Annotated in this window: 14 protein-coding genes; 4 read left to right on the top strand and 10 right to left on the bottom strand. The window is 73.8% G+C overall.

Annotated features, from left to right (window positions below; genetic code table 11):
* Positions 1-28: 28 nt before the first annotated feature.
* The 4 genes from ACGF1Z_RS33375 to ACGF1Z_RS33360 all read right to left on the bottom strand — a co-directional run bounded on the left by ACGF1Z_RS33375 (position 29) and on the right by ACGF1Z_RS33360 (position 3,756).
* Complete coding sequence (locus tag ACGF1Z_RS33375) at positions 29-832, bottom strand: ATP-binding cassette domain-containing protein (RefSeq protein WP_393010022.1); 804 nt, start codon at positions 830-832, stop codon at positions 29-31.
* Entirely contained in the window at positions 829-1,884 is a 1,056-nt protein-coding gene (locus ACGF1Z_RS33370) for an ABC transporter permease (protein ID WP_393010020.1), read from the bottom strand. The genes ACGF1Z_RS33375 and ACGF1Z_RS33370 overlap by 4 nt, the downstream gene beginning before the upstream one ends.
* Positions 1,881-2,900, bottom strand: a complete 1,020-nt coding sequence (locus tag ACGF1Z_RS33365; RefSeq protein WP_393010018.1) for a sugar ABC transporter substrate-binding protein — start codon at positions 2,898-2,900, stop codon at positions 1,881-1,883. The genes ACGF1Z_RS33370 and ACGF1Z_RS33365 overlap by 4 nt, the downstream gene beginning before the upstream one ends.
* Positions 2,901-2,988: 88 nt before the next feature.
* Complete coding sequence (locus ACGF1Z_RS33360; protein WP_393010016.1) at positions 2,989-3,756, bottom strand: GntR family transcriptional regulator; 768 nt, start codon at positions 3,754-3,756, stop codon at positions 2,989-2,991.
* A 101-nt stretch (positions 3,757-3,857) separates the two neighbouring features.
* Between ACGF1Z_RS33360 and ACGF1Z_RS33355 the strand changes: the two genes are divergently transcribed.
* Positions 3,858-4,862 carry a Gfo/Idh/MocA family oxidoreductase gene (locus ACGF1Z_RS33355; RefSeq protein ID WP_393010014.1) on the top strand — a complete coding sequence of 335 codons (1,005 nt, stop codon included), beginning with the start codon at positions 3,858-3,860 and terminating at the stop codon, positions 4,860-4,862.
* A gap of 40 nt (positions 4,863-4,902) precedes the next feature.
* Here ACGF1Z_RS33355 and ACGF1Z_RS33350 read toward each other — a convergent pair whose 3' ends face one another.
* The 3 genes from ACGF1Z_RS33350 to ACGF1Z_RS33340 are packed head-to-tail and all read right to left on the bottom strand — an operon-like array spanning position 4,903 to position 8,030.
* Positions 4,903-6,084: a cytochrome P450 gene (locus ACGF1Z_RS33350; RefSeq protein ID WP_393010012.1), complete on the bottom strand. Its 1,182-nt coding sequence runs from the start codon at positions 6,082-6,084 to the stop codon at positions 4,903-4,905.
* 9 nt (positions 6,085-6,093) lie between these two features.
* Positions 6,094-6,804: a response regulator gene (locus ACGF1Z_RS33345; RefSeq protein WP_393010010.1), complete on the bottom strand. Its 711-nt coding sequence runs from the start codon at positions 6,802-6,804 to the stop codon at positions 6,094-6,096.
* Positions 6,801-8,030 carry a sensor histidine kinase gene (locus ACGF1Z_RS33340; RefSeq protein ID WP_393010008.1) on the bottom strand — a complete coding sequence of 410 codons (1,230 nt, stop codon included), beginning with the start codon at positions 8,028-8,030 and terminating at the stop codon, positions 6,801-6,803. The genes ACGF1Z_RS33345 and ACGF1Z_RS33340 overlap by 4 nt, the downstream gene beginning before the upstream one ends.
* Before the next feature lie 155 nt (positions 8,031-8,185).
* Here ACGF1Z_RS33340 and ACGF1Z_RS33335 point away from each other — a divergent pair, with 155 nt between their 5' ends.
* Complete coding sequence (locus ACGF1Z_RS33335; protein ID WP_393010006.1) at positions 8,186-8,404, top strand: hypothetical protein; 219 nt, start codon at positions 8,186-8,188, stop codon at positions 8,402-8,404.
* A 190-nt stretch (positions 8,405-8,594) separates the two neighbouring features.
* Here ACGF1Z_RS33335 and ACGF1Z_RS33330 read toward each other — a convergent pair whose 3' ends face one another.
* A complete protein-coding gene (locus ACGF1Z_RS33330) occupies positions 8,595-9,527 on the bottom strand; it encodes a DMT family transporter (RefSeq protein ID WP_393010004.1) in 933 nt (310 codons plus the stop codon).
* 263 nt (positions 9,528-9,790) lie between these two features.
* Here ACGF1Z_RS33330 and ACGF1Z_RS33325 point away from each other — a divergent pair, with 263 nt between their 5' ends.
* Positions 9,791-10,531 (top strand): SDR family oxidoreductase, encoded by a 741-nt coding sequence (locus tag ACGF1Z_RS33325; protein WP_393010003.1) that lies wholly within the window; start codon positions 9,791-9,793, stop codon positions 10,529-10,531.
* A gap of 391 nt (positions 10,532-10,922) precedes the next feature.
* Here ACGF1Z_RS33325 and alc read toward each other — a convergent pair whose 3' ends face one another.
* Together alc and allB are read right to left on the bottom strand one after the other, a co-directional pair.
* The gene (gene alc / locus ACGF1Z_RS33320; RefSeq protein WP_393010001.1) at positions 10,923-12,038 is read right to left on the bottom strand and encodes an allantoicase; all 1,116 of its coding nucleotides are present in this window, start codon (positions 12,036-12,038) and stop codon (positions 10,923-10,925) included.
* A 3-nt stretch (positions 12,039-12,041) separates the two neighbouring features.
* Positions 12,042-13,376: an allantoinase AllB gene (gene allB, locus ACGF1Z_RS33315; protein ID WP_393009999.1), complete on the bottom strand. Its 1,335-nt coding sequence runs from the start codon at positions 13,374-13,376 to the stop codon at positions 12,042-12,044.
* A gap of 346 nt (positions 13,377-13,722) precedes the next feature.
* Between allB and ACGF1Z_RS33310 the strand changes: the two genes are divergently transcribed.
* A complete protein-coding gene (locus tag ACGF1Z_RS33310; protein WP_393009998.1) occupies positions 13,723-14,532 on the top strand; it encodes an IclR family transcriptional regulator in 810 nt (269 codons plus the stop codon).
* The last annotated feature ends 156 nt before the right edge of the window (positions 14,533-14,688 follow it).

The raw sequence follows: 14,688 nt of genomic DNA, 5'->3' as shown, positions 1-14,688 counted from the left end.
CGGCGTGCGGGGCGCGTGACGAATGCGCCTACGGGCCGGGCTGTCGTTCCAGCTCGTGCCTCAGGTCCTCCAGCTCGCTGCCGCCGGCCATCTGGCGGGTCAACTCGTCCAGGCTGATGGATCCTCTGGTGTGGCTGCCCGCCATGACACCGCGTTTGAGCAGCACGAAACGATCACCGACGAGGTAGGCGTGGTGCGGGTTGTGGGTGATGAGGACCACTCCGAGGCCCTGGTCACGTGCGGCAGCCACGTATTTCAGGACCACACCCGACTGCTTCACTCCGAGCGCGGCGGTCGGCTCGTCGAGGACGAGGACTCTGGCGCCGAAGTGGACGGCGCGGGCGATGGCCACGCACTGGCGCTCACCGCCGGACAGGGTGCCGATGGGCTGGTCGACGTCGCGCAGGTCGATGCCCATGCGCAGCAGGGCCGTCCGGGTCGTCTCGCGCATCAGACCGGCGTCGAGCCGCTTGAAGGGGCCCTTGCCCCGGGTGGGCTCGGAGCCGAGGAAGAAGTTCCGCCACACCGGCATCAGGGGGACGACGGCGAGGTCCTGATAGACGGTGGCGATGCCGCGGTCGAGGGCCTCGCGCGGATTGGCCAGGGTCACCTCCTCGCCCTCGATGCGGAAGGTGCCGGCGTCGTGCCGGTGCAGACCGGCGACGATCTTGATGAGGGTGGACTTGCCGGCGCCGTTGTCGCCCAGCACGCAGGTGATCTCCCCCGCGTCCACCCGCAGGGAGACCCCTTCGAGGGCCCGGATGTTCCCGTAGTACTTGCTGACGTCGTCGAGCTCGACGAGCGGGGTCGCGGTCTTCGTCGCGGTGGTCACTTGGCGGCCTCCACGCGCTTGCGGATCCAGGCGTTCAGGAGTGTGGCGAGCAGCAGCATCGCGCCGAGGAAGAACTTGAACCAGTCGGGGTTCCACTCGGCGTAGACGATGCCCTTGCCGGTCATGCCGAAGATGAAGGCGCCCACGGCGGAGCCGATGGCGGATCCGTAGCCGCCGGTGATCAGGCAGCCGCCGATGACGGCCGCGATGATGTAGATCAGCTCGTTGCCGACGCCCTCGCCGGACTGGACGACGTCGAAGGAGAAGAGCAGGTGCTGGCCGGAGATCCAGGCGCAGAGGGCCACGCCCATGTAGAGGCCGATCTTGGTCTTGTAGACCGGGACGCCGACCGCGCGGGCGGCGTCCGCGCCGCCGCCGACCGCGAAGATCCAGTTGCCGAAGCGGGTGCGCAGCAGGATCCAGGTGGCGAGGGCGACCAGGGCGAACCACCACAGGATGGTGACCTTGAGCTCGACGCCGCCGACGGTCCACGTGGAGGCGAAGAGCTTGCGGGCGGAGGGGAAGCCCTCCATGTCGGCGATCGACTTGGTCGAGACGGTGCCGCTGATCAGCTTGGTGAAGCCCAGGTTCAGGCCGGTCAGCATCAGGAAGGTGCCGAGCGTGATGATGAAGCTGGGCAGCTTCGTGCGGGTCAGCATGAAGCCGTTGAACGCGCCGATGGCGAGGGTGGCGAGCAGCGAGACGCCGACGCCCACCCACACGTTCGCGGTCATCTGGTAGCTGAACATCGCGGAGATCAGCGCGGAGCTGGTGACCATGACGCCGGCCGACAGGTCGAACTCGCCGCCGATCATCAGCAGCGCGACCGGCACGGCCATGATGCCGATGGTGGAGGCCGCGTAGAGCACCGTGCCGAGGCTGGAGGCGCGCAGGAAGCTGTCGGCGACCACCGAGAAGAAGAGGAAGACGGCGACCGCGCCGACGATCGAGCCGAGCTCGGGCCGGGCCAGCAGCTTCTTCAGCGGCGACGTGCGCAGCAGGCGTTCGTCGACGTGGTCGAGTCCGTCGGACGGTGGGGAGGCGGCACTCATCGGGTACCCCGCTCCGTGTAGTCCTTCAGTGCGGCGGCCTGGTCCCTGGTGATGATCTGCGGGCCGGTGAGGACCGGCCTGCCGCCGCCGAGGACGTCGGCGTTGTACTTGTACAGCCAGAGCAGGTCGACGGCCTCGTAGCCCTGGAGGTAGGGCTGCTGGTCGACGGCGAAGCCGAGGGTGCCGGCCTCCAGGGCGCCGGCGACCTTGGCGTTGAGGTCGAAGGTGTCGACCTCGGCCTTGCTCCCGGCGCTCTTCTTCGCCTGGACGGCGGCGTCCGCGAAGGGCGCCCCGAGGGTCACGACGGCGTCGACGGACGGGTCGGACTGGAGCTTGGCGAGGATGGAGGCCTGGACGTCGGGCATGTTGGTGCCGTCGACGTACAGGTTCTGCAGCTCCCCGCCGAAGGTCTTCTTCGCGCCGGCGCAGCGCTGCTCGTGGCCGACGTTGCCCTGCTCGTGCAGGACGCAGAGGACCTTCTTGCGGCCCCGCCGGTCGAGCTCGTCCCCGACGGCCTCGCCGGCGACGGTCTCGTCCTGGCCGATGTGGGTGAGGGCCCCGAAGGCCTTGGACCGGTCGGCACCGGAGTTCACCGTGATCACGGGGATGCCGGCCTTCACGGCCTTCTCGACGGCCGTCCTCATCGCGTCGGGCTTGGCGAGGGTGACGATGATGCCGTCGACCTTCTTCGCCACGTACGAGTCGATGAGCTGGGCCTGCTGCTGCGCCTCGTCGCTGTGGGCGTAGAGGAAGTTGATGTTGTCCTTGACGGCGGCCTGCTTGGCGCCGTTCTGGACGATGTCCCAGAAGGTGTCGCCGTCGCCCGAGTGGGTGATCATGGCGAAGGTCCAGCGGGGGGTGTCGACCGCCGCCCGCCCCTGGGCCGCGGCCGCCTTGCGGGCGTCCTCCGCGCGCTTGCCGCCGGTGCTGCTGCATCCCGCGAGCGCGGCGGTCAGCGCCACCGCGAGCACGGCGCCGACGGCCGCGCGTACCCCTCCTGTAGGAACCCTGGTCACGAGACCGTGCCCTCCTTTGTGTCCTTCTGCGTGCATTGCAGTATCGGTCATGGGGGTGGCACCGATCTTCAGCGGGGCCCGTGGGGGCCTACCCGCGGGCGAGCAGCTGGAACTCGAAGGAGTAGCGGGAGGCCCGGTAGAGGTGGGAGGCGTACTCCACCGCCCGGCCCCGCGCGTCGAAGGTGGTGCGTTCCATGGCGAGCAGCGGGGCACCCTCGGGCTCCCCGAGGAGGGCCGCCTCGCCGAGGGTGGCGGCGCGGGCGCCGACGGTCTGGCGGGCGCTGTGCAGGGTGGTGCCGGCGGCGCGCAGCAGTCGGTAGAGGCCGGTGGCCTCCAGGCGCCCGGCGTCCGCGTCGAGCAGACCGGCGGGCAGGTGGTTGCGCAGGTAGGCGAGGGGCTCGCCGTGCGCGGAGCGCAGCCGCTCCAGGTAGCGCACCTCGGTGTCTTCGGGGAGCCCGAGGGCGGCGGCGACCCCGGCGGCGGCCGGTTCGATCCGGTCGACGAGCAGCCGGGTGGCCGGCCGCTGCCCCGACGCCTCCAGGTCGTCGTGGAGGCTGCTGAGCTCCAGGGGCCGCCGGACCCTGCTGTGCACCACCTGGGTGCCCACGCCCCGGCGCCGGACGAGCAGGCCCTGGTCGACGAGCGACCGGATGGCCTGGCGCACGGTGGGACGGGAGAGGCCGAGCCGGGCGGCGAGGCCGATCTCGTTGCCGAGCAGGCTGCCGGGCGGCAGCGCGCCGCCCTCGATGGCCGCCTCCAGCTGCCGGGCCAGCTGGAAGTACAGCGGCACGGGGCTGCCGCGGTCCACGGACAGCTCGGGGACCGGCGGCTGCGGGGGCGGGGCCTGCGCGGGCACGCTGGGGAGGGTAGCGGCGGGGCCGGGAGACGGGAAGCGGGGACGTCCTGTTGTCCTGACATTTCCTTGACAGCCGACCCGTTCCGATCCACCTTGGGGCCATGCGGATCGGACTGGTCGGGACGGGACGGATCGGCGCCTTCCACGCGGGAGCACTCGCCCGGCACCCGGAGGTCGGGGCCCTGGTCCTCGCGGACGCGGACGGGCCGCGGGCCGCCCGGGTGGCCGGCGCGCTGGGCGCGGAGGCGGCACCGACGGTCGATGCGCTGTTCGGGCACGCCCTGGACGCGGTGGTGATCGCCTCGGCGACGGCCGCCCACGCGGAGCTGATCGGGCGGGCCGCGGCGGCCGGGCTGCCGGCGTTCTGCGAGAAGCCGATCGCGCTCGACCTGGCGGGGACCCGCGGCGCGCTGGGCGCGGTGACGGAGGCCGGGACCGAGCTGCAGCTGGGGTTCATGCGCCGGTTCGACGCCGGGTACCGGGCCGCTCGTGAGGCCGTCGCGGAGGGCCGGCTCGGACGGCTGCACACCGTACGGGCGGCGAGCTCCGACCCGGCGCCGCCGCCCGCCGGATACCTGCCGCTGTCGGGCGGCCTCTTCCGGGACTGCATGGTGCACGACTTCGACATCGTGCGGTGGGTGACCGGGCGGGAGGTCGTCGAGGTGTACGCGACGGGCTCGGACGCGGGGCCCGCGATGTTCCGGGAGGCCGGCGACGTGGACACGGCCGCCGCCCTGCTGACCCTCGACGACGGCACGCTCGTCACCGTGACCGCCACCCGCTGCAACGGCGCCGGGTACGACGTGCGGATGGAGCTGGCCGGGGAGCTCGCGCAGCTCGCCGTCGGCCTGGACGAGCGCACCCCGCTGGAGTCGGTCGAACCGCTCGGCCCGCCGCCGCCCGGGAAGCCGTGGCCCGGCTTCCTGGAGCGCTTCGCACCGGCGTACGAGGCGGAGCTGGACGCCTTCCTCGGCCTGGTGCGCGGCGAGCGGGAGAACGCGTGCGACGGCGGCGAGGCGCTGGAGGCGCTGCGGATCGCCGAGGCCTGCGAGTGGTCACGCCGCGAGCGGCGCCCGGTGCGGCTCACCGAGGTCCCCGCGATCTGAGGCCGGCTCCCCCGAGAGGCCCGGACCGCGGGGCGCGGTGTCACCAGACGACCGGCAGCCGCCTCGTGCCCCGGATCAGCATGCCCGGGAGCCACTCCCGCGGGCCCGCCTCGGGGTCGAGTTCCAGCCGCGGGAAGCGGCGGAGAAGCGACTCGATGGCCGTCTTGCCCTCCAGCCGGGCCAGCGGCGCGCCCAGGCAGTAGTGGATGCCGTGGCCGAAGGCGAGGTGGCCGCGCGGGTCGCGCCGGATGTCGAAGCGGTCGGGTTCGGGGAAGCGGCCCGGGTCGCGGGCTCCGGAGGCCAGGGCGACGAGCACGACCCCGCCCTCGGGGATCTCGGTGCCGCCGAGGGGGAAGGCCTCCCGGGCGAAGCGGAGCGTGGCGTTCTCGACCGGCCCGTCATAGCGCAGGCCCTCCTCGATCGCGGCGTCGATCAGCCCGAAGTCGGCTCGCAGGGCGTCGAGTTGCTCGGGGTGATCGAGCAGGGCGCGGACCGTGTTGGCGATCAGGTTGACGGTCGTCTCGTGGCCCGCGATGAGCAGCAGGTAGACGAGGGCCCGCAGTTCGGGCAGCGAGAGCCGGTCGCCGTCCTCGGCGCGGGTCGCGATGAGGGCGGAGAGCAGGTCGTCCGCGGGGCCGTACGCCCGCTTGTCCTCGATGAGTTCGTCGAGGTAGGCGCCGAAGGCCACCACGGTGGCCTCCTGTACCTCCTCGGGGCCGGTCGGCGCGACGAGCTCGTTGGACCAGACCCGGAAGCGGTCGCGGTCGGCGGACGGGACGCCGAGCAGTTCGCAGATGACGGTGATGGGCAGGGGGAAGGCGAAGGAGTCGACGAGATCGGCACGGCCGGCCGGGGCCATGGCGTCGAGGAGTTCGTCGGTGAGCTGCTGTACGCGCGGGCGGAGCGCCTCCACCCGGCGCCCGGTGAACTCGCCCGTGACGAGTTTGCGCAGCCGGGTGTGGTCGGGCGGGTCGACGATGAGCAGGTGGGGCCCGATGATCTCCCCTTCGGGCAGGGGCAGGTCGAAGGCGGAGAAGGACTTGGAGAGCCGCTGGTCGGCGAGGGCCGCGCGGGCCTCCTCGTAGCCGACGACCAGCCAGGCCGGCATGCCGTCCGGCGTCACGACCTCGTGCACCGGACCGGCCTCGCGGAGTTTCGCGTAATACGGGTACGGGTCGGCGGTGAAGTCCGCGCCGTACTCCCCCAGATCGATGACGGACATCGGCCCAGGCTACGTGCCGTTCTCGCCCTCGGGGAGGTCGAGCAGGCCCGCGTCGTGGACGAGGAGCGCGATCTGGACACGGTTGTTGAGGCCCAGTTTGGCCAGAATCCGCGAGACGTGGGTCTTGACGGTCGGGACGCTCAGATAGAGAGCGGCGGCGATCTCGGCGTTGGACCGGCCCTGGCCGACGGCGAGGGCCACCTCCCTCTCCCTTTCGGCGAGTCGGGCCAGCCGGGCGTCCGCGGCGGCGCGCCGGGGCTGCTGCCGCGGGGCCGCGGACCGGCCGGCGCGGTCCTCCTGTCCGGCGACGTGGGTCATGAGCTGACGGGTGACGGCCGGGGAGAGCACGGGGTCGCCGGCGGCGACCCGGCGCACGGCGGCGACGATCTCGGCGGGCGGGGTGTCCTTGAGGACGAAGCCGGCGGCCCCGGCCCGCAGGGCGCGCAGGACCTGTTCGTCGACGTGGAAGGTGGTGAGGACGACGACCTCGGGGGCGCCGGGCCGGGCGCGCAGCCGCTCGGTGGCGGTGAGGCCGTCGACCGTCGGCATGCGGATGTCCATGAGGACCACGTCGGGGGCGAGTCGGTCGACGAGTTCGGGGACCTCGCCGCCGTCGGCGCCCTCGCCGACGATCTCGATGTCCTCGGCACCGCCGAGCATGAAGGAGAGGCCCGCGCGGACCAGGGGGTCGTCGTCGACGACGATCAGCCGGATGGTCATGCGGGCCACGGTAGCCAGGCGTGGAGGGCGAAGCCCCCGTCGGGGGCGGGACCGTGCTCCATCCGGCCACCGGCGAGCGTGGCGCGTTCGGTGAGCCCGATGAGGCCCTGCCCGGATCCGGGCACGGGCGGGACGGGCCCGGCGGGGGCGGGATTGCGGACGTCGACGGTCAGCCCCTCGCCGCGCCGGCCGCGCAGCGTGACGGTGACCTCGGCGCCGGGGGCGTGCTTGCGCGCGTTGGTGAGGGCTTCCTGGGCGATCCGGTAGACCGTGCGGCCCGTGGCGGCGGGGACGGAGTCCGGGTCGGCGACGGTGGAGTCGAGGACGACCTCCATGCCGGCCTCACGGACCTCCTCGACCAGGGTGTCGAGGGTCGCGAGGGTGGGCTGGGGACGGTCCTCGGCGCCCTCGCCCGGGGAGCGCAGCACGCCGATGATCTCGCGCAGGTCCTGGAGCGCCTCGTGGGCACTGTCGCGGATGACACCGGCGGCACGGGCGATCTGCTCGGGCGGGGCGTCGGGCCGGAACTCCAGGGCGCCGGCGTGCACGCTGAGCAGGGTGAGCCGGTGGGCCAGGACGTCGTGCATCTCCCGGGCGATGGCCTCGCGGGCGAGCCGCTGGGCCTGTTCGGCGCGCAGCTCCGCCTCGGACTCGGCGCGCAGGGCGCGTTCGCGCAGCGCCTCGACGAGCTGACGGCGGGAACGGACGAGCATGCCCCAGGTCGTGACGAGGAGGATCAGGACGACCCCGACGGAGATGCCGAGGAGGACGCCGGTCTCGGGGTCGGGGCGGACGAAGACCTGGACGGTGGACGCGGCGATCGCGAGCAGGCCGATCCAGGCGACCTCGCGGAAGGGGCGGCGTACGGCGACGCTGAAGAGGGCGGCGAGGAGGGCGCCGCCCGCGGCGGGGGCGACGACGCTGATGACGGAGAGGACCACGGCGAGCCCGGCGGGCCGGCGGCGGCGCAGCCAGAGGGAGCAGACGGCGAGGCCGCCGAGGATCTGGTCGACGAGGGCCACGGCCTCGCTGTTGTACTTGGCGCTGGTCTCGGCGGCGACCAGGCCGACGAACGCGGCCAGCAGGAACACGACGGTGTCGACCACCCAGTCGCGGACGGTGCGCCGAGGCCGCCCCTCCGGCCGGTCGTGGCCGGCCCGGGCGGCCTCGGCGAGGTGCGAGGGGAGCAGCCAGGTGTGCCGCTCCGGGCGGGCCGTGCGTGTCATACGGGAAATGTACGCAGACGGGGGCGGTGGCGTGGCGCCGGAGCGGCCGCCCGATACCAAAGTCGCGCGGGATGCGACTTTGGTCGCACCGGACGGCGGCGGAGGGATACCCGCGGCCGACGCGGGCCGGGCGGCCGGTGGATCATGCTCGGGCCATGAAGAGATTCCTTGAGGTCACGGGCTTCCTGGTGACGGTCTTCGGCGTCTGCGGAGTGATCCGCGAGCTGACCCACGGCTGGTTCGGGCTCATGGGGGTGACCCGCTTCCTGACCGAGAACGTGTCGTTCCTCCAGGGCCGCGAGCTGTTCGCGAACATCGTGATCGCGGCGCTCGGGCTGGTGCTCATGGTGGCGTCGGACCGGGTGCGCAGCTGACCGCGGCGAGGGGCCGCGGACGGCGGGCGGGCGTCGGCGCGAGCGGGCGGCGATGGGGACGGGGGTGATCGGACGGCGGCGCGGAGCGGACGGCGACGGGGACGGGGGCGATCGCGCCCGTCGAAAGCGGCGACCCCCGCGTTCGCCCGCCGGCGGGCCGGCGGGCGAAGCCCTGGCGTTCAGGACACGCTCAGGCGGCCCGCGCATCGCGGTCCGCGGCCGTGCGGCCCCAGCCGGTGCCCGCCAGGACGAGCGCCGCGCCCGCGAGGCCGAGGACGCCGGGACGGTCGCCGGCCAGGGCGATGCCCGCGGCGGCCGCCCAGAGGGGTTCGGTGCCGAGCAGCAGGCTGACCCGCGACGCGGAGCTGCGGCGGACGGCCCACATCTGCACGAAGAAGGCGAAGAGCGTGCAGAAGACGGAGAGGAAGAGGAGCCCGGCCCACTCGCGCGGCCCGAAGTCCAGCGCCACGGCCCAGGGCGGGGCCCCGGTGCCGGGGGCCGCGGCCAGTACGGCGAAGACGGCGACGGCGGAGCCGAGCTGGACGGTGGTCAGGGAGAGCGAGTCGGCGCTCCGGACGGCCTTGATCCGTGACATCGCGAGGACGTGCACGGTCCGCGCGAGCGCCGCGAGCAGCATCAGCAGATCGCCGGACGACGGCGCGGTGAAGCCGCCGCCCTGGGTCAGCAGGACCACGCCCGTCACGGAGAGCGCGGCGGCGGCCAGGAAGGCACGGGAGGGGCGGACGCGGGTGACGGCGGCCTCCGCGAGCGGGGTGAAGATCATCGTCAGGCTGATGATCAGGCCCGCGTTGGTGGCGGAGGTCTGGACGACGCCGTAGGTCTCCAGGAGGAAGATCCCGGCGAGGATCAGGCCGAGCAGCCCGGCCCCGCGCCACTGCGCGGCGTCCAGCGCGCGCAGCCGGCGCCATCCGGCGGCGACGAGGACCGGCAGGACGAGGGCGAACCGCAGCACCAGGACGGCGAGCACGGTGTGGGCGGTGGTGATGCCCTTGGCGGCGAGGTAGCTGGCGCCCCAGACCACCGCGACGACCAGGACGGGCAGGTCGGTGAGCCAGGCGCGGCGCGGGGCGCCGAGGGGGACGGGTACGGCAGCGGACGTCATCGGCGAGCGGTCTCCGACTCATGCGGCGGGGTGGAGACTTCGGCGGCTCTCACACGGGGGGATCACCCTATCGACGGCCTCCCGTGGCGGCTACACCTTTCCCCGTGGCGAGCGACCCGGACGCCGCCGCGCCGCGCCGTCCGGCGGGACCCGCCCGGGCCCGCGGCGGTGATCGGCTCGGCGTCCGATTCCCGCCAGCAGCCGTGCCGCCCCACGCGTTTGATTGAACTCGCAACGACAACCGAGACGCGAGGAGTCACGAGATGTCCACCATGAGCGGCAAGGCGGTTCTGGTCACCGGCGGCAGCCGGGGCGTGGGCGCGGCGACGGCCGTCCGGCTCGCCCAGGAGGGCGCGGACCTGGCCTTCACCTACGTCCAGGGGGAGGAGCGGGCCCGTGAGGTCGCCGCGCGGATCGAGGCGGCCGGCGGCAAGGCGCTCGCCCTGCGGGCCGACGCCGGGCAGGCGGGCGACGCGGCCGGCGCCGTGGACTGGGCGGCCGACGCCCTCGGCCGGCTCGACGTGCTGGTCAACAACGTCGGCGTCGGGGTCCTCGGTCCGCTGGACTCCCTCCCCCTGGCCGAGGTGGACCGGGTCCTCGCGGTGAACGTCCGCTCGGCCTTCCTGGCCACGCAGGCGGCGGCCGCGCGGATGGGGGCGGGCGGCCGGATCATCACCATCGGCAGCTGCATGACCCAGCGGGTGCCGGGCCCGGGCGGCACGCTGTACGCGACGAGCAAGGCCGCGCTGATCGGCCTGACCAAGGCCCTCGCCCGGGAGCTCGGCGGCCGCGGCATCACCGCGAACATCGTCCACCCGGGTCCGACGGACACCGACATGAACCCGGCCGACGGCCCGTACGCGGACGGCCAGGCGCAGATGACGGCGCTCGGCCGGTTCGGCACCGCCGACGAGGTCGCCGCGATGGTCGCCTTCCTGGCCGGCCCGGGCGCGGCCTACGTCACGGGCGCCGAGTTCGCGGTGGACGGCGGCCACGCCGCCTGAGGCGTGTCTTCCGGACCAGGCCGGACCGGGGGCGGTGTCCGGTGCGTGCGGCCGCAGGGCGGAGGCGGGAGCCGGGGCGGAGCCAGGGCGCCCGCCGACGACGCGGCACAGGCGGGTGCCGGACACCGCGAGCCCGGCCTGATCCGAGAGGACGGCCCCTGGCCCACCGTGGACGACGGTTCAGGGTCTCGGCGACGGCGCGGGCCCGGGCCGGAGGGACCCGGGCGGCGTCGGGGCGGGCCGGCCCGGCCGGCGGCCAGGCCGCGTCCACGGAGGGGGCGAGGGCCGTGGCAGGCGAAGAGGACGAGGGCGCACCGGTGCTGTCGGGTCGGTGCGCCCTCGTGAGTCGCCGGGTGGGGTGTCGTGCCCGCCCGGACGGTGAGGGGTGGCGTCAGCCGCCCAGCTCCTGGTGGCGGGCGGTCAGCCGCGCCGTGCCCGCCTCGGTGAGCGAGCCGAAGAGACGGAGGCGGGAGATGCCGCCGTCGGGGTAGATGTCGATCCGGACCCGGGAGCCGACCGCCGGCGCGTCGAGGACGAAGCGGTGGTTGGTGTCGGGCTGGAGGCGGGTCCGGGGCAGGATCTCGGTCCAGTCCTCGGAGCCCTCGGCGGCCACGGAGAGGGCGGCCCAGCCGGCGCTGTTGCCCTTCAGGTACGCGGTGTCGATCTCGACGGCGCGGATCTCGGACTCGGCGGCGAGGCTGTAGCGGATCCAGTCGTTGCCCTTGTCGCGGCGGCGGCGGGTCTCCCAGCCGTCGTCCATCTTGCGCGAGCGGCCGGGCTGGATGGTGTTGGTGGCCGGCGAGTAGAAGCGGTCGGAGGCGTCCTCGACCTGGCCGCCGTTCTCCAGGGCGGCGAGGTCGAAGGTGCCGAGCACGCCGAGCCACCGCGGGTCCGGGGCGACCTCGCCGTGGACGCGCAGGCGGGCGATGCCGCCGTCGGGGTGCTGGTTGACCCGGAGGTGGGTGAAGCGCTGCTCGACGTCGACGGCGAAGCCGTTCGCCGCGTGCCCGCCGATGGCGGTGCGCGGGACGAGCGTCGTCCACTTCACGTCGTCGGCGAGCAGCTCCTCGGGCGAGGGCGAGCCGGCGACGGAGGTGGCCTCGACGGAGACGGCCTGCGGGTAGTTGCCGCGGAAGTGGGCCGTGTCGACGACGATGCCGCGGATCACACCGGGGGCGCCGAGGCGTACGAGCGCCCAGTCGTGGTCGTCCTCGGTGGGGTGCGGCACCGCGGCGGAGACGCCGCGCCGGCGGCGGGTCTCCCAGCCGTCCATGATCTTGCCCTTGTGGCCGAAGTGCTCGGGGTCGAACTCGGCGGGCTCGGGCTTCAGGAGGTTCTCGCGCTCGGCGAAGAACTCGTCGTTGGCGGCGATGACGCCCGCGCCCAGACGCCGGTCGGCGAGGTCCGCGTACTGGGTGAAGGGGAAGTCCGCGGTGCGGTAGTCGGCGTACGGGTCACCGCCGCCGAAGGGGCTGGCGTCGCCGGTGAAGGAGGGTATTCCGGTCACGGGTCAGTTGTTCCTTTCGAGGAGACGGCCGGAGGGCTCGCCGAGGGTGCCGCGGTCGGCGATGCGCTCTCCGCGCAGCCAGGTGGAGGTGACGACGCCGTACAGGGTCCGGCCCGCGTAGGCGGTGACCCGGTTGCGGTGCTGGAGTTCCGCCGGGTCGACGGTGAAGGTGGCGTCGGGGTCGAGGACGGCGAAGTCGGCGTCGCGGCCGGCCTCGATGGCGCCCTTCCGGTCGAGCCCCGCGAGGCGGGCGGGGCCCGCGGACATCCAGCGGGCGAGGTCCGTGAGGTCGTGGCCGCGGCGGCGCGCCTCGGTCCAGATGGCGGGCAGGCCGAGCTGGAGGGAGGAGATGCCGCCCCAGGCGGACGCGAAGTCCGGGGTCTTGAGGTCGGCGGTGGACGGCGAGTGGTCCGACACGATGCAGTCGATGGTGCCGTCGGCGAGGCCCTGCCAGAGCAGGTCCTGGTTCGCGGCCTCACGGATCGGCGGGCAGCACTTGAACTCGGTCGCGCCGTCCGGTACCTCCTCGGCGGTGAGGGTGAGGAAGTGCGGACAGGTCTCGACGGTGACCTTCACGCCCTCCGCCTTGGCCGCGGCGATCAGCGGCAGCGCGTCCGAGGACGACAGGTGCAGGACGTGCACGCGGGCGCTCAGCCGGCGGGCCTGGTTGATCAGGTTCTCGATCGCGGTGTTCTCCGCGACCCGCGGCCGGGAGGCGAGGAAGTCGGCGTACTTCGCGCCCGGCTGCTGCGGGGCGGCGTCGAGCTCGTGCGGGTCCTCTGCGTGGACGATCATCAGACCGTCGAAGCCGGCGATCTCGGCGAGCGAGGCGGCCAGCTGGTCCTGGTCGAGCTGCGGGAACTCGTCGACGCCGGAGGGCGAGAGGAAGCACTTGAAGCCGAAGACGCCGGCGTCGTGCAGCGGACGCAGGTCCTTGACGTTGTCGGGGAGCGCGCCGCCCCAGAAGCCGGTGTCGATGTGCGCCTTGGCGCGGGCGACGTCCTGCTTGACGCGCAGGTTCTCGACCGTCGTGGTGGGCGGCAGCGAGTTGAGCGGCATGTCGAGGAGGGTCGTGATGCCCCCGGCGGCCGCGGCGCGGGTGGCGGTCCAGAAGCCCTCCCACTCGGTGCGGCCGGGGTCGTTCACGTGCACGTGGGTGTCGACGAGTCCGGGCAGGACGACGTCGTCCCCGACGTCCTCCAGCCGGGCACCGGCCGGTACCTCGGCGTCGTACGGCAGCACGGCCGCGATCGTCCCGCCGGAGACGGCGATGGACGCCGCGCGGGTGCCCTCGGGGGTGATGACGCGCGTCGAGCGCAGGACCAGGTTGACGTCCACCCGTACCCCTTCTCTTCCAGAACTTCGTCTGCGAATCAAAAATTCAACGAACTGTTGAAGGAGTCTGCGGCCGCGACGACATGTCGTCAAGGGCACGTCCTCAGGATCGCCCGACGCACCCCGCGTGCGCGAGGGCTACTTGGATGTTTCCATGAAGTGGAATGAGAATTTCGTACAGTAGAACGTAGCTCCGCACATGCGGGGCCGACCAGGACCGCTCCGGGCCGCCGCCGACATCGGACAAACACCCCCTGACCGGCGCGGACGCCGGGGCCGTGGCCGTGTGCCCGGCCCCACAGCCCGGTAGGCTGCAGCATTGCCCGCCTGCCCCGAAAGGACCGTTGCCGTGCCGACGTCCAGCGCCAGCACCACCGACGCCGCCAAGCCCGCCGCCGCGAGCGGTGGCGTCCAGTCCCTCGAGCGTGCCTTCGACCTCCTGGAGCGGATGGCCGACGCGGGCGGCGAAGTCGGGCTGAGCGAGCTCTCCGCCAGCAGCGGCCTGCCGCTGCCCACCATCCACCGCCTGATGCGCACGCTGGTGGCCTGCGGCTACGTCCGCCAGCAGCCCAACCGCCGGTACGCGCTCGGCCCCCGTCTGATCCGCCTCGGCGAGTCCGCCTCCCGCCTGCTCGGCACCTGGGCCCGGCCCTACCTGGCCCGCCTCGTCGAGGAGACCGGCGAGACGGCCAACATGGCGCTGCTCGACGGCGACGAGATCGTCTACGTCGCCCAGGTGCCGTCCAAGCACTCGATGCGCATGTTCACCGAGGTGGGCCGCCGGGTGCTGCCGCACTCCACGGGTGTGGGCAAGGCCCTGCTCGCCGACACCCCGGCCGAGGAGGTGCGCGCGCTGCTCGCCCGTACGGGCATGCCCGCCGCCACCGAGAAGACCATCACCACGCCCGAGGGCTTCCTGGACGCGCTGGAGACGGTGCGCGAGACGGGTTACGCCGTCGACGACAACGAGCAGGAGATAGGAGTCCGCTGCCTCGCGGTCCCCGTCCCCAACTCCCCCACCGCCGCGGCGATCTCGATCTCCGGCCCGGCGGGACGGGTGACCGAGGCGGCGACCGAGCGGATCGTCCCGATCCTCCACCAGGTCGCGGAGGAGCTCTCGGCGGCCCTCGCGAACACGGCGGGCAACGGCCAGGGCTGAGACCCCCACCGACCTGCGTCGGGGGGGGGGGGGGGGGGGCGCCCCCCCCCCCCCCCCCCCGTGGCCCCCCCCGCCGCGCCCCCCCCCCCCCCGCGGCCCCCGGGGGGGCGGCCCCCCCCCCCCCCCCCCCCCCCCCCCCCCCCCCCCCCCCGCCGG

It is taken from the genome of Streptomyces sp. NPDC048018 (assembly GCF_043202995.1).
GTDB lineage: Bacteria > Actinomycetota > Actinomycetes > Streptomycetales > Streptomycetaceae > Streptomyces.
The sequence above is the reverse complement of the archived record's forward strand: the minus strand, read 5'-3'. Positions and strand labels throughout refer to the sequence as shown.